The following is a 13,334-nucleotide window of genomic DNA, read 5'->3' as shown; positions in this document are numbered from 1 at the left end:
CAGACCGCAATTGGCAAAGCCCGCACCGCGCGTAGCACCTCGGGTGCGTGTAGGCGATGGAGAAGCCACTCAGCATTGACCTCGGCGATCGGCTGCTCGAGCTTCTCGTCGATGCGGTGACCGCGGGCCTGTGTGCCTTGCGCGTGGCAGCAGCGAGATGTCTGCGGACGGGTGCGATACGCGGCAGCCAACGGGAGGCGGTGCGCCGCGATCACCGATCCCGTGGGCCCAGACGGCAAGCCGATGCACTTTCCGAGTCCGGTGCCATCCGGCTGTACCTCGCTTCCAAGACCGACCGTTTCTTGCCCACCTCGGACCGCGGATGCTTCTCGGTCCTGCAATCCCTGATGTTCTAGGTCGGTGGCGTCGGCCCGATGCTCGGCCAGGTACACCACCTTCGCCTACTCGATCGACAAGATTCCCTATGCCATCGAGAGATACTCCAAAGAGGCTCAGCGTCTCTACTGCGTCATTGAACGCCGCCTGTCTTAGAGCCCGCTTCTTCGCCGGCGAGCGCTATTCGATCGCCGACAATGCGACCTTTACCTGGCTGGCCAGTTGGGAGCGCAAATGCATCGTGCTGAGCGGTTCTCCGAACCTGGTTTGAAACGATCTCAGCGCGCCTGGCGGTGGAGCGCGCGATCAGACTGATGAGCGATCTCCGCAAGCCGCAGCGGGACCCTGCGGAGGGGCAAGTGCTGTTCGGAAAGACGCAGTACATGAAGCGCGGACCGGGTGCGTTGCACTCGGTGCTCGGGCCGACAGCCTCACCGGGGTAGGCATTCTCGACGTCAAGATCAAAGGCACGAGACAATGCCCTGTCACTCCTATGCCTGCAGCCCGACCCCCAGGCGCCTCCCGACTCACTCCACGGACTGCGTCTCTGCCGGGGACTGGAGGAACAGGGGCCGGAACCGTTCGCGAAGCAGGTTCTTCTGCACCTTTCCCATCACATTACGCGGCAGCGCGTCCACCTCGAAACAACGCTTCGGTACCTTGAAGTTGGCGAGCCTGGTCTTGAGCCGCGAAAGGATGTCTGCCTCTTGCAGCTGCGCTCCTGCCCTCATGACGACCACCGCCACGCCGACCTCGCCAAAATCCGGATGCGGCAGGCCGACTACTGCGCTCTCGACAACCTCCGGCAGTTCATCGAGGCAGACCTCGATCTCTGCCGGATAGACGTTATAGCCGCCGCTGATGATCAAGTCCTTGCTCCTTCCGACGATGGAAAGATAGCCCGCGCCATCGATCCTGCCAACGTCTCCGGTCTTGAAGAATCCGTCCTCTGTGAACTCCTCACGCGTCTTCTCCGGCATACGCCAATAGCCACTGAAAACGCTCTGCCCCTTGACTTCGATGCCGCCGATCTCATTCACTGCCGAAGGCCGGCCGTCCTGCGCCACACGCAATTGCACGCCGGGCAGTGCGTGGCCGACAGTTCCCGCCCTCCGGCGGCCTGCTGCGTGATGGTAGGGGTTGGAACTCAGCATGAGGGTCTCGCTCATGCCATAGCGCTCAACGATCTCGTGGCCCGTACGAGCCGACCAGGCGTGGAATGTCTCGACCTGCAACGGCGCCGATCCGGCCAGGAACAAGCGCATGTTGCACACGGCATCGCGATCCAGGCCAGGATCGGCCAGCAGGCGAGTGTAGAGCGTGGGCACGCCCATGAAGACACTGGCTTCGGGCATCCTAAGCAGCACGGACTCCGGCTCGAACTTGTCGAACCAGATCATCCGGCTGCCGCTGATGAGCGCACCGTGGAGGGCCACGAAAAGACCGTGCACATGGAAGATGGGCAGCGCATGGATGAGCACGTCGCCAGGCCGCCAGCCCCAGTAGTCCTTGAGGACCAGCGCGTTGGACAACAGGTTGCCATGACTGAGCATGGCACCCTTGCTGCGTCCGGTCGTGCCGCTCGTATAGATGATCGATGCGAGATCGGTGCCGCGTCGCGCCACGGCCTCATGTGCGGCCGGCATTGCCGCCGAGCGCTCCAGCAAGGAGCCCGTCTGGTTGTCGTCGAGGGTAAAGAGATGCGCTACGCCGGCCTCACGCGCGACATCGTTGACCCACCCGGCATTGCGAGACGCGCAGACCACCACGGCCGGCTCCGCGTTCTCGATGAAGTAGGCGATCTCGGCGCTCTGGTAGGCGATGTTGAGCGGCACGAACACGAGGCCTGCACGCAGCGTTGCAAGATAGAGCAGCATCGCCTCCACTGACTTGTCGACCTGCACCGCGACGCGGGAGCCCGCAGGCAGCGCCAGCGCGTCGAGCAGGTTGGCGATCTGCGCCGTCGCAACGTCGATGTCACGCCACGTGTAGCGGGTCCCGTTGGCGGTATCGATGGCCAATGCACTCAGCTCGGAGGGAAAGGCGGCGCGCAAGGCCGAGAAGAGGCTTTCGTTGACAAAGGGTTCCAATGGCATGGTGGATTCCCGAAAAAGGTGAGATAAGGAAGGGGCAGCAAATGAGCAACTGCCGAGTCCTGCGAAGTGTCAAGGGCGTCTTCGCGCGGGACAATCAGTTTCTGTGCATCGCTCGGATGCGCTGCATGCACCTTTCAGCGCACAGGCGCCCAGAAGCGCGGAAGACAACGCGAGGCAGAACGCCAGCGCCGAAGGCCCCCAAAACGACATCGCCAACGCGACGACCACTGGGCCGACCACTGAGCCCGCCGACCAACTGGCAAGCAGCGCGCTCGACAAGCCGACAGCTCCCTGGCCCTTGCCGACGATCGCGAGCTGCGACGCATGCGTGAGCGACAGTGCATACATGGGCAGTACCGTGCCGCCAAGCAGTGCCGCCAAGGCCGATAATCCTGGCGCCATCGAGGGACCCGGCTGCCATGCGAACAGCCCCAAGGAGGCAGACGCGGAAACGGCAGCACAGGCGCCGATCACGCGCAATCCGCCGTGCCTATCCGCCGCGGCGCCCAGGGGCCACTGCGTCAGAAGACAGCCTGCTTGGGCCGCCGCGGGCAGCAATGCGGCGGTCTTCGCATCGAAGCCCTGCGCCTGGGCGTAAACCGGCATCATTGCGATCAGAMCGCCGCCGACCAGCCCGGCGTGGAGCGCCGCCGCGAGGCCGAGCGGCGATGCCCTCCAGATCTGGCGCATCGGCAGCCACGCCACGCCCGGCGGCGTCAGGGCGACCGCACGCGTCAGCCCGACCGGCACGAGCGAGATCGCGAACAGGAGGCCGATCAGGCCGAATGCCGCGAACGACCCTGCCAGCGTGAGCCATGCCGACGCCAGTTGCCCGCCGATCTGGCTCAGCCTGTTCAGCACGTTGTAGAGGCCGAAGACGTGTCCGCGCAACGCGGGCGCGGTGCGCTCGTTGATCCAGCTTTCGTACACCACCGCGACGCATGCGCCCGCGATGCCCATCAGGAACCGGATGCCGCTCCAGGCGGCCGGACTCGGGGCCAGCCACAGCGCCAGCGTGAGCATCGCCTGCGACACCGCGCAGATCGAGAAGGTCCAGATATGGCCGATCTGCCGAACCAGCCGCACGGCCATGAAGCAGCCGAAGAGGAAGCCGGCGGCAAAGGCCGATGAAACCGCCCCGATCCATACGGTGGCGGATCCCGCCGCGAGCATGTGCAGCGGCAGGTAGAGCTGAAGTGCCCCGTGGGCTGCCTGATTGAACAGGGCCGCGCCGATGATCGCAGCCAGCGAGGCGAGCGCGGACATGGTGCCGGAAGCACTGGTCCCTTCCTTGCCTGCGCCGTGCCCGTTCATTCTTCGCCGCGACGCGCAGCGGAATCAGATGACGCGGTCGCGCTCGAGGGCGTCGATTTCTTCCTCGCCTATGTCGAGTTCGGCCAGCACTTGCCGGTTGTGCTCGCCCAGCCCAGGAGCGGGCCTCTGCGGCGGCCGGGCGCCGTCGCGCATGTGGATAGGAATGTCGATGAACTTCCTGCCCGATCCAATCGGTACCTCGACCACCATGCGTCGATGCTGCACCTGCGGATCCACCAAGGCCTCCTCAACGGAGTTGATGGCGCTCGCGGGAACGTCCGCGGCATCGAACAGTTCCAGCCATTGGGCGCGCGTCTTGAGGGCGAAGACAGCCTTCAGCAGCGGTTCCAGCTCGGCGTGATTGGCCGCGCGCCGCGATCCCGTCGGGAAGCGCTCGTCCGCCAGCAGTTCTTCGAGCTCCATGGCCCTGCACATGCGCACCCACTGCTCGTTCGTGTCGACGCAGACCGCGATCGGGCGATCCAGCGTCGCGAATGCCTGGAATGGCGCGATCAGCGGATGCCGGCTGCCGAGTGCCTTCGGGATATCGTCGTTGTTCAGGTAGCGCGCGACCGCGTTCTCCATCAAGGCCAGCTGGCAGTCGAGCATGGCGATATCGATCGCCTCCGCGCGGCCGGTGCTGCTGCGCTGCTGGAGCGCCGCCAAGATGCCGACAGCCGCGAATAGACTCGCGCCGATGTCACCGATGGACGCACCGACGCGGCACGGCCCACCGCCCGGTTCGCCTGTGATGCTCATCATTCCCGACAGCGCCTGCGCTACGACGTCGAAGGCCGGCTTGTGGCGGTATGGGCCGTCCTGGCCGAAGCCCGAGATGGAGGTGTAGATCAGGCGCGGATTGCTCTTCGCCAGGTCTTCCTTGCCGAGTCCGAGTCGGTCCATGACCCCCGCCCGGTTGTTTTCGACCAGCACGTCGCAGGTAGCCGCAAGCCTCTCGAAAAGCGCCTTGCCGCGCGGTTCCTTGAGGTTGATCGTGACGCTTCGCTTGTTTCGGTTGACGCTCAGGAAATAGATGCTCTCGTCGTCGACCATCGGCTCGATGATCCGGGTAAAGTCGCCGCTCTGGGGCCTTTCGATCTTGATCACGTCGGCGCCCAGCGCACCCAGCAGCCAAGTGCAATAGGGCCCCGCCAGCATGTGCGTCACGTCGAGCACGCGCACGCCGGCGAGCGGGCCCCGCGCGTTCTCCTGTGTTTCTGTCATTCCAGATTCCTTGTGTTGTTTCGGGCTTCGTTCAGGCGCCGGTGAAGACCGGCGCACGTTTCTGCATGAAGGCGGAGATGCCTTCCTCGTAGTCGCTGGAGAGGTAGCACGCGAGCAGCAGGTCGTCGTCCGCGTCCTTGGGCAGCGAGGCATCGCGAAGGCGGCGAAGCGCTTCCTTGGTCGCCCACAGCGTCAACGGCGCGAGCGTGGCCAGATGGTCGCCGATCTCCTGGGCGCGTTGCAGCAGGCGGTCTTCGGCCTGCACCACTTCACGCACTGCTCCGGCAGCCAGCGCAGCCGAAGCGTCCAGCAGCGCGGCGTCGAACACCATGTCCTTTGTGCGTGCGTAGCCGATCATCCCGACCAGCCGCGCATAGTTCTTGATGGACAGACAATTGCCGACCGTTCGTGCGATAGGAAAGCCGAAGCGCAACGACGGCGCCGCGATCCGGATGTCACAGGCTGCGGCCATCAGCGCGCCAACGCCGACGCAGGCACCGGCCATGGCCGAGATAGTGGGCACGCGCAGTTGCTCCAGCGACTCCAGCATGTCTTCGGAGCTGACCTCCATCGCCATCGAGCTCACCGCAGAGTTGGCGTCCCCGAGGTCACCCATGTCCTGGCCCGCCACGAAGGCCGGCTTGCTGCCCGGTGCCCCGGTCAGCACCACGGCACGGACGCCCTGGTCCGCGCCGAGCTCCCGGAAGAGGCCGGTCAAGGCGCTCTCCATCTCGAGGGTCAGCGCATTGCGGGCGGCGGGACGGTTGAAGATGATCCATTCGGTAGCGCCTTGGCGCTTGCGCACGATGGCTTGGTTGGCGGGCAGGTCTTGCAGCATGGGGGCTTTCAGGCTTGGCTGAGGGAGAGCACCTGGCAGTCGTCGACCGGCAGGCAGGCAGTGAGGTCCGCACCGACTTCGGCGCGGACCTGCGGCGGCACGTGGATGCGCAGGACTTGGTCCTGCGCCGTACGCAGCGAGACGTCGCGGTACTCGCCGAGATAGGACGAACGCACGACGGTGCCTCGCAGAAGATTGCAGTCCGGCGCAGCGTCCGGCCCGCCCGCGGCCAACCTGACCTTGGACGGGCGAATGCACAGCGACACCGCGCTGCCGTCTGCCAGTGGCGCGCTGGCGCGGCCCAGCAGCACCTGGTCGCCGATGCCGACGCGGCCCGCGCCGAGATAGCGCCCGCGCAGCTCGTTGTTGCTACCGATGAAGGTGGCAACAAAGGCATTCGCAGGTCGATCGAACAGCTCTTCAGGTGTACCCAGTTGCTCGACGCGCCCGGCGTGCATTACCGCCACGCGGTCGGCGGTGGCCAGCGCGTCGGCCTGGTCGTGGGTGACCAGCACGGTCGTGATGCCCAGCGCCTCGTGGACCCGGCGAATCTCGAAGCGCATTTCCTCGCGCAAGCTGGCGTCGAGGTTCGAGAGCGGTTCGTCGAGCAGCAGGATCCGGGGTTCGACCGCGAGCGCACGGGCGAGGGCCACGCGCTGCTGCTGGCCGCCTGAGAGCTCGGACGGGTAGCGATCGCGCAAGGCGTTCAGCTGTACCGTCTGCAGCACCATCTTGAGCCGCTGCCCGATCTCGGCGGACGAATACTTTTTCAGCTTCAGACCAAAGGCCACGTTCTCGGCCACCGTCTTGTGCGGCCACACGGCGTAGTTCTGGAACACCAGCGAGACGCCGCGTTTCTCGGGGCCCACCACCTGGCGCGCACTGGAGAGCAGCTGATCGTCGGCCCAGATCTCCCCCGCGGTCGGCTGTTCGAACCCGGCTAGCAACTGCAACGTGGTCGACTTGCCGCAGCCGGAAGGGCCCAGCAGCGCGAGCAATGTGCCGTTTTCGATAGCCATGTCAATATCGTGAAGGGCGCGCTGCGCGCCGAAGTCCTTGCGCAACTTCGCGATGCGGATGCTGCTCATGCCATCATCTCCGTGGTCCTGAGCGCATGGCGCGCGGCGCGCCGGGCACCGATGCGTGCGCCGCCGGCCGTGGCCAGCCGCGCGACTGCGACGAGGACGATGGTGCTGACGACCAGCAGCACGCTCATGGCGCAGAGGGTCTCGTAGTTGCCGCCGTCTTTGGCGTTGTAGATGAGCGTTGTCATGACATTGGTCTTGGGAGTGACGAGGAAGACCGCGACCGACAGCTCCCTGATGATGGGAATGAAGACCAGCAGCCACGCCGCGATCAGTCCGTTGCGCAGCAGCGGCGCCGTGATGTGCGCGAATGCCTGTACTTCCGTAGCGCCAAGGCTTCGCGCCACGCGTTCGAGATCGGGCGAAATGCCCTTGATCAGCGCGGAGCCCTGGGTGAACGCGATCGGAAGAAAGGTGGCCGAAAAGGCCGCGATCAGAATCCACGGCGTGCCGTAGAGGCCGAATGGAGCCTTGGCGTAGGCCGCGAAGAAGCCCACCGACAGCACCACGCCCGGGATGACGATGGGCAGGGTGGCCAGCCCCGCCAGCAGCCCCGTGAAGCGCACCGATTTGCGCTCGACCAGGTAGGCGACCACCGTACCCAGCAGCACGCAGACGGAGGCGCCCGCGATCGCGAAGCCGAAGGAATTGAAGATCGCAGTGCGTGTCTCGACGTTGCCGGTCAGCAGCAGCACGTACCAGTCGAACGTGAGGTTGTCGAGGCCGAGGCCCCGGCCCCAGGCCTTGCTGAGCGACACAACCAGCAGCGCCGCATAGGGCAGCACGATGGCCGTCAGCGGCACGAGCAACGCGAGCCCGAAGGCGGGCCAGCGCCATCCCTTCAGCGCAATGCGCTTCGTGCCGCGTGCCTTGCCGGAGATCATCGTGAAGCGGCGGCGTCCGAGGATGCGCCGCCGCACCAGGAAGAGCGCCGAGGTGATCAGCAGCAAGGGAACGCAATAGGCCGCGGCCAGAAACAGCTCCGGCGGAAACTGCTGGTACAGCTCGGCGAGCCGCGTCGTGACCACCTGAACGCCGCTCGGTCCGAGCAGGAAGGCCGGGACGCCGAACAGGGTCAGGCCCTGGATGAACGAGAGGATGAATCCGGCGATGATGGCCGGCATGACCAGCGGGATGGTGACGCTCCACATTGTCCGCCAGGTGCCGCTGCCAAGCGTGGTCGCGGCGTCCTCGAGCTCAACGGCCATCGATTCAAGCGCGCTGCTCACAATGGTGAAGGTGAACGGCACCGTATAGATCGCGCTGACGAAGACCGCGCCCGTCATCGAATAGATGTCGAACAACGCCGCCTCGCTCCCGGTCACGGAGCGCCAGAGGTTGTTGAGCCAGCCCGAGTTCGGCGCGCCGAGCAGGATCCAGGCCGTGGCGCCGACGAAGGACGGCGTCACGAAAGCGGCCAGCGTGAGCGTCCTCACGAGGCCGCGCGCCGGCAGGTCCGTCCTCGACACCAGCCAGGCGACCGGCAAGCCGATCAGCACCGACACGATCGCCACCACGGTGGCCAGCAGCAGCGAATTGAGGATCGGACCGACCAGGTCGCCCTGCGTCAGGATGCGGGCGTAGTTGCCCAGGGTCCACGCCTTGGTCAGATCATCGTGGACGCTGTTGAAGAGGATCCAGCCGAAGGGCTGGACCACCAAGAACCACAGGCAGACCGCCACCACCAGGGTGGCGACGACTTTCGATGGTTGCGCGTTGCGAAGGAATCGTGGCACGGGTGCTTTCCTGTCCATGCTCAGCGCATGATCTCTTTCCACTTCGCGATGCCTTCGGCCACCTCCGCTGCCAGGTTGTCCGGCTTGTTGCGGTACCACTTGATGCTGTCCAAGCTGCGGCCGTCGGCCCATGCGACATCGGTGCGCAGCGTGGGCCAGAAGTTCTTCGAGAGGATCTGCGAAGCCTCCTTCGAGTACAGGAAGCTGTGGTAGAGCTTGGCGGCGTTCGGGTGGGGCGCGTTCTTCAGGATGGCCATCACGCCGAGGTTCAGGATCAGGTCGTCGCTCGGCACCGCCACGTCGATCGGGTTGCCGGCGGCCTTCTGCGCCAGCGTATAGCTGAACGGCGCGGCGGCACCGACCAGGCGCTCGCCCGAGAGGATGTCCGTCACCGTGTCGACGTTCGACTGGCCGATCTTCGGCCGCTGCCGGGCCAACCGGCGCAGGAAGTCGTCGCCGTACTTCGAGCGCATCGCGACCACCCAGCTGGCGACGTCGCCGGAAGCCGCCGGACTGCCGATCGTGATCTTGCCTTGCCATTCGTCGTCCAGCAACGCGAGCCAGCTCGCCGGCGGCTTGCGCACCTTGGAGGACTGGAAATTGATGCTGGTCAGGCTGATCGCGCCCAACGTGAAGGCGGAATCCGGATCGAGCTTGCGCACGCCGGCCGGAACCATGTCGAGGCCGCGCGGCTCGTACGGCAGTAACGCGTTGGCCTTCTTCAGGTCGATGAAATGAAGGATGTTCGTCGTGCCGAGCGAATCGCACTCGGCCACGTCGTTCTGCAGTTCGAGCCGCAGCCGGTTGTAGACCGTCTGCGATCCCTGGCGAAGCAGACTGACCTCGATGCCCGGGTAGCGGGCTTTGAAGGCATCGCGGAATTCCTCCGCCGTCTTCTGTTCGTACGAGCCCCAGTAGAGCGCGAGCTTGCCCTCCTTCTTGGCGGCGGCATAGAGCTCGTCTTCCTGCGCGAAAGCCGGCACGATGCCGAGGCCTGCGATCGCCCCCAGGGCGACACCGGATTGAACGAGACGACGGCGCGAGAGCTTGTCGGACATGATGTTTCCTAGATTGAAGAGCTGAAAGAACGAGCTGAGAAAACTAGTAGTCGCCCGTGGTGGCACCGCCATCCACGACGATGGTCTGGCCCGTGATGAAGCTGGCATCGTCCGAGGCCAGAAAGGCGACCACGGACGCGATTTCCGCAGGCTCGCCGATCCGGCCCAGCGGCGTGCGCTGAACCCACTCCTTGCGCACGGCGTCGGGCACCCCATGCGTGATCGAGGTGTTGACCACGCCTGGAGCCACCGCGTTCACAAGAATGCCCTTCTTGCCGCCTTCCAACGCCGCCGTGTGGGTCAGACCGAGGACTCCCGCCTTCGCTGCCGAATAGTTGGCCTGGCCGAAGGTACCAAAGACGGCGGTCGAGGCAATGTTGACGATGCGGCCCCAGCCGCTCTTGTCGATGGCGGCGAACGCGGCTTGGCAGCCCAGCCAACTGCCGCGCAGGCAGACGTCCATCACCGCGTTCCATTCATCGTCGGACATCTTGCCCAGCGAACGATCGCGCACGATGCCGGCCACGTTGACGAGAATCTGCCAGCCCTGGAAGGCCGGCGCCAGCGAAGCGACGGCGGCATCCCAGCTTGCGCGGCTGGAGACATCCAACTCGACCGCCGTGGCCACATGCCCCTGAGCGACCAATTTTGCGGCGAGTGCCGCTGCGCCGGACGAAGGAAGGTCTGCAACGATGACGGCGGCGCCCTCCTGTGCAAGGCGCCGGCAGACGGCCGCGCCGATACCGCCGCCGCCGCCCGTGACCAGTGCGGTACGGCCTGCGAGTCGATGTTCCTGCGTCATGCCGTCCCCTTCCGGAACAATGCGAACACGTCTTCGCCTTCCTGCACCACCGTGTCATCCTGCTTGCGCAGCGAAATGCCGACCCGCACGATCCCGCGGTCGTCCTTCGACGTACTGTTGCGGGCTTCCAGCACCGTGCCGACGTAGTGCAGGGTATCGCCGGCGAACACCGGGTTTACGAATTTGCGCCGGGTCTCGAGGAAGGCCAGCATCGCCCATTGGTCCACCTCCGAGCGCATGCCGGTGCTCATGGCGTGCGACAGCATGCCGTGGGCGATCCTGCGCCCGAAAGGCGTGTCCTTGGCGGCCTCCGCATCCATGTGGAGCGGATTGAAGTCGCCCGTCAGGCCTGCAAACCAGACAATGTGCGCTTCGGTGATCGTGACGCGGCTTGAGGCGAAAGTCTGTCCCGCTGCAATGTCGTCGAGGTAGATGGTGGGGGTCATGCGGCTGTGGCTGGTTTGAAGAATGGGAGGGTGAGGATGTCGTCCACCTGTTCAAAGTCCACTTGCACAGCCATGCCGATCGCGATCTCGTGTTCCTCGATGCCCTTGAGCGTGCAGAAGAACATCACGCCTTCCTCGAGCTCCACGATGGCGCAGGTGTAGGCGGGACGGCGCGGACCGTTGCCGCGGTGGATAACGGTGAAAGAGAAGAGCGTGCCGCGACCGCTGGCTTCGACCCAGACCGGCCGGTATTCCGGCGCATGGAGGGAGTGCGCGCGCGGGTACCACTGGTATTTGCCCGTGGCCGGGCATTGCTGGATCAGCAGCTTGCGCGACCGGGCCGCCTGCCAGTAGGGCTCGCTGGTTTCGTCGCGCAGGGGGTGGGTTCGTTCTGTCACAGCCGTTCCTAGATGGTCAGGATGGCAGTGGCTGCAGCACAAAAGGTGCCGCCCAGTCCGTGCGCCAGCGCCACTTCCGCATCGGGCACCTGCACGCCGGGTCCCTCACCGCGCAGTTGGCGCGTGCTTTCGATCAGCGTGAAGATGCCGCGCTTGCCAGGGTGGTTCGACGACAGGCCGCCGCCGTCGGTATTGCACGGCAGCCGCCCCCCCAGGGTGAGGTTGCCGTCCTGCACGAAGGGGCCGCTCTCTCCCGGGGCGCAGAAGCCCAGGTCTTCCAGCGCCAGCATCGGCGTGATGGTGAATGCGTCGTAGAGCTGTGCGACATCGACGTCCGACGGCGTCAGCCCCGCCATCGCGAAGGCGCGTGATCCCGACAGGGTCGCCGGCGTACGCAGGTCGGGGTCGATCTGGCTGATCTGCGTGCGGTGGATCGCAGCGCCGAAGCCCGCCACATGCACCGGCCGCCTCCTCAGATCGCGCGCCCTTTCACGGCTGGCGAGCACCACGGCACCGCCGCCGTCGGTCACCACGCAGCAGTCCAGTCGCCGCAGCGGGGAGGCTACCAGCGGCGAGGCGATCACGTCTTCGACGGTGATCGGAGTGCGCATGCGGGCATCCGGGTTTCCCGCCGCATGCTGACGGAAGGTCACCGCGACCTGCGCCAGTTGCTCGCGCGTGGTGCCGTAGCGATGCATGTGGCGCCGGGTGAACAGCGCGTAGGTCGATATCAGCGTCGGGTCGTAGGGAAGTTCGTACTGGCCCGGACCCGCAGGGAACACGAACGGATCGAAAGACGGCGTCTTCAACGGCCACCAGCGCGGGCAGGCGGCATAGCTGATGACCACGACCTCCGCCTGTCCCGTGGCGATCGCGGTGGCGGCGCGGCCCAGGTGGACGATGTAGGAACATCCGCCCACGTCGGTGCCGTCGAAATAGGTGGGGCGTAGGCCCGCGTACTCGGCAAACTCGATCACGCTTTCGACCGCGCCGCCTTCTGCCCAGTCGCCCGAGGCGCAGCACAGGCCGTCGACGTCGGAGAGCGACAGACCCGCGTCTGCCAGAGCCCCGAGCACGCATTCCATCTGCAGCGCGAAGGGATGGACCTGGGGCGCATCCCGCCGGGCGGATTCGTGGATGCCGACGATCGCGGCCTTGCCGGAGACGTTCAAGGACTCACCCCGCGATGGCTTGCACAGAGCGTGTGGTGCATGTTCATCGCCGAATGGTAGAAATGCCCCGTCCTCTCAACAAGCAGTTAACTTGATCGCAATTGGTGCCATAAACGCACCAATAGTCGTTCGTCCGCGAATCACAATGCGACGCTGGACCTCGCGCTTGAAAAGCTCGGCCCGAGGGTCTTGACATACTCAGGAGCAGCGCCCCGATGAAGCAAGCAATCAGTCCTCTGTTGTCCGAAGGCCACGTCGTCAAGCCCGAGTGGATCGACGTCTACGGCCACATGAACATGGCGCGCTATGCCGAGCTTTTCGATGAGGTGGGGTTCGCGCTGCTGGATCGGGTCGGAATCGGCGAGGCCTACACCCGAACGACCCGGCGCGGTGTCTTTACGGTCGACGTGCGCATCCGGTATCTGAAGGAATTGACCGCGGGCGTGCCACTGGCGGTCGGCATGCGGCTCGTCGGTGTGGATCCATTGCGCCTGCACAGCTTCCTGGAACTGACGAATCTGCAGACCGGCCAGCTCGCCGCCACCATGGAACAACTTGCCGTGCACGCGAGCCTCGACAGCCGCTCCGCCCTGCCCTTCGATACGTACCTGCAGGATCACTCGCAATCGGTCGTGAAACAACACTTGAAAGGCCGCGGCCCGGATGCCGACGTCTTGGTCCTGAAGTGTGGCGCGTCGCTCGCCCGCTGATCAGGGTCGACCCGAGGACACGGGCGGCAGATCGAATCGCAGAATAGGCGATTGACGCACTTTGGTGCGTGGAGTGCACCAAATCCGGCCTGGCGTCCGGATTTGGCCACGGCACGGAA

General features: G+C 65.4%; 12 protein-coding genes. 1 reads left to right on the top strand and 11 read right to left on the bottom strand.

Features of this window, described 5'->3' with window-relative positions:
* Nucleotides 1-863: 863 nt before the first annotated feature.
* The 11 genes from AC1DYD_RS23180 to AC1DYD_RS23130 all read right to left on the bottom strand — a co-directional run bounded on the left by AC1DYD_RS23180 (nt 864) and on the right by AC1DYD_RS23130 (nt 12,505).
* A complete protein-coding gene (locus tag AC1DYD_RS23180) occupies nt 864-2,432 on the bottom strand; it encodes a malonate--CoA ligase (protein WP_478175099.1) in 1,569 nt (522 codons plus the stop codon).
* Between the two features lie 69 nt (nt 2,433-2,501).
* Nucleotides 2,502-3,746, bottom strand: a complete 1,245-nt coding sequence (locus AC1DYD_RS23175) for an MFS transporter (RefSeq protein WP_478175098.1) — start codon at nt 3,744-3,746, stop codon at nt 2,502-2,504.
* A gap of 24 nt (nt 3,747-3,770) precedes the next feature.
* Nucleotides 3,771-4,970, bottom strand: coding sequence for a CaiB/BaiF CoA transferase family protein (locus AC1DYD_RS23170; protein WP_478175097.1), 1,200 nt, complete (start codon nt 4,968-4,970; stop codon nt 3,771-3,773).
* A 31-nt stretch (nt 4,971-5,001) separates the two neighbouring features.
* Complete coding sequence (locus AC1DYD_RS23165; protein WP_478175096.1) at nt 5,002-5,808, bottom strand: enoyl-CoA hydratase; 807 nt, start codon at nt 5,806-5,808, stop codon at nt 5,002-5,004.
* Between the two features lie 8 nt (nt 5,809-5,816).
* A complete protein-coding gene (locus AC1DYD_RS23160) occupies nt 5,817-6,896 on the bottom strand; it encodes an ABC transporter ATP-binding protein (RefSeq protein WP_478175095.1) in 1,080 nt (359 codons plus the stop codon).
* Nucleotides 6,893-8,629, bottom strand: a complete 1,737-nt coding sequence (locus AC1DYD_RS23155; protein ID WP_478175094.1) for an ABC transporter permease — start codon at nt 8,627-8,629, stop codon at nt 6,893-6,895. The genes AC1DYD_RS23160 and AC1DYD_RS23155 overlap by 4 nt, the downstream gene beginning before the upstream one ends.
* A 20-nt stretch (nt 8,630-8,649) precedes the next feature.
* Nucleotides 8,650-9,687, bottom strand: coding sequence for an ABC transporter substrate-binding protein (locus AC1DYD_RS23150; RefSeq protein ID WP_478175093.1), 1,038 nt, complete (start codon nt 9,685-9,687; stop codon nt 8,650-8,652).
* Between the two features lie 43 nt (nt 9,688-9,730).
* Nucleotides 9,731-10,489, bottom strand: coding sequence for a 3-oxoacyl-ACP reductase FabG (fabG, locus tag AC1DYD_RS23145; RefSeq protein WP_478175092.1), 759 nt, complete (start codon nt 10,487-10,489; stop codon nt 9,731-9,733).
* On the bottom strand, nt 10,486-10,935 hold the full coding sequence (locus tag AC1DYD_RS23140) for a MaoC family dehydratase (RefSeq protein WP_478175091.1): 450 nt from the start codon (nt 10,933-10,935) through the stop codon (nt 10,486-10,488). The genes fabG and AC1DYD_RS23140 overlap by 4 nt, the downstream gene beginning before the upstream one ends.
* Nucleotides 10,932-11,333: a Zn-ribbon domain-containing OB-fold protein gene (locus tag AC1DYD_RS23135; RefSeq protein ID WP_478175090.1), complete on the bottom strand. Its 402-nt coding sequence runs from the start codon at nt 11,331-11,333 to the stop codon at nt 10,932-10,934. The genes AC1DYD_RS23140 and AC1DYD_RS23135 overlap by 4 nt, the downstream gene beginning before the upstream one ends.
* An 8-nt stretch (nt 11,334-11,341) precedes the next feature.
* On the bottom strand, nt 11,342-12,505 hold the full coding sequence (locus AC1DYD_RS23130; RefSeq protein WP_478175089.1) for an acetyl-CoA acetyltransferase: 1,164 nt from the start codon (nt 12,503-12,505) through the stop codon (nt 11,342-11,344).
* A 215-nt stretch (nt 12,506-12,720) separates the two neighbouring features.
* On the opposite strand from AC1DYD_RS23130, the gene AC1DYD_RS23125 reads away from it, so the two are divergent.
* Nucleotides 12,721-13,215 carry a thioesterase family protein gene (locus AC1DYD_RS23125; RefSeq protein ID WP_478175088.1) on the top strand — a complete coding sequence of 165 codons (495 nt, stop codon included), beginning with the start codon at nt 12,721-12,723 and terminating at the stop codon, nt 13,213-13,215.
* Nucleotides 13,216-13,334: the final 119 nt, after the last annotated feature.

The sequence above is a fragment of the Variovorax sp. P4_B11 genome (assembly GCF_056402355.1).
This window is presented reverse-complemented; position numbering and strand designations above follow the sequence as displayed.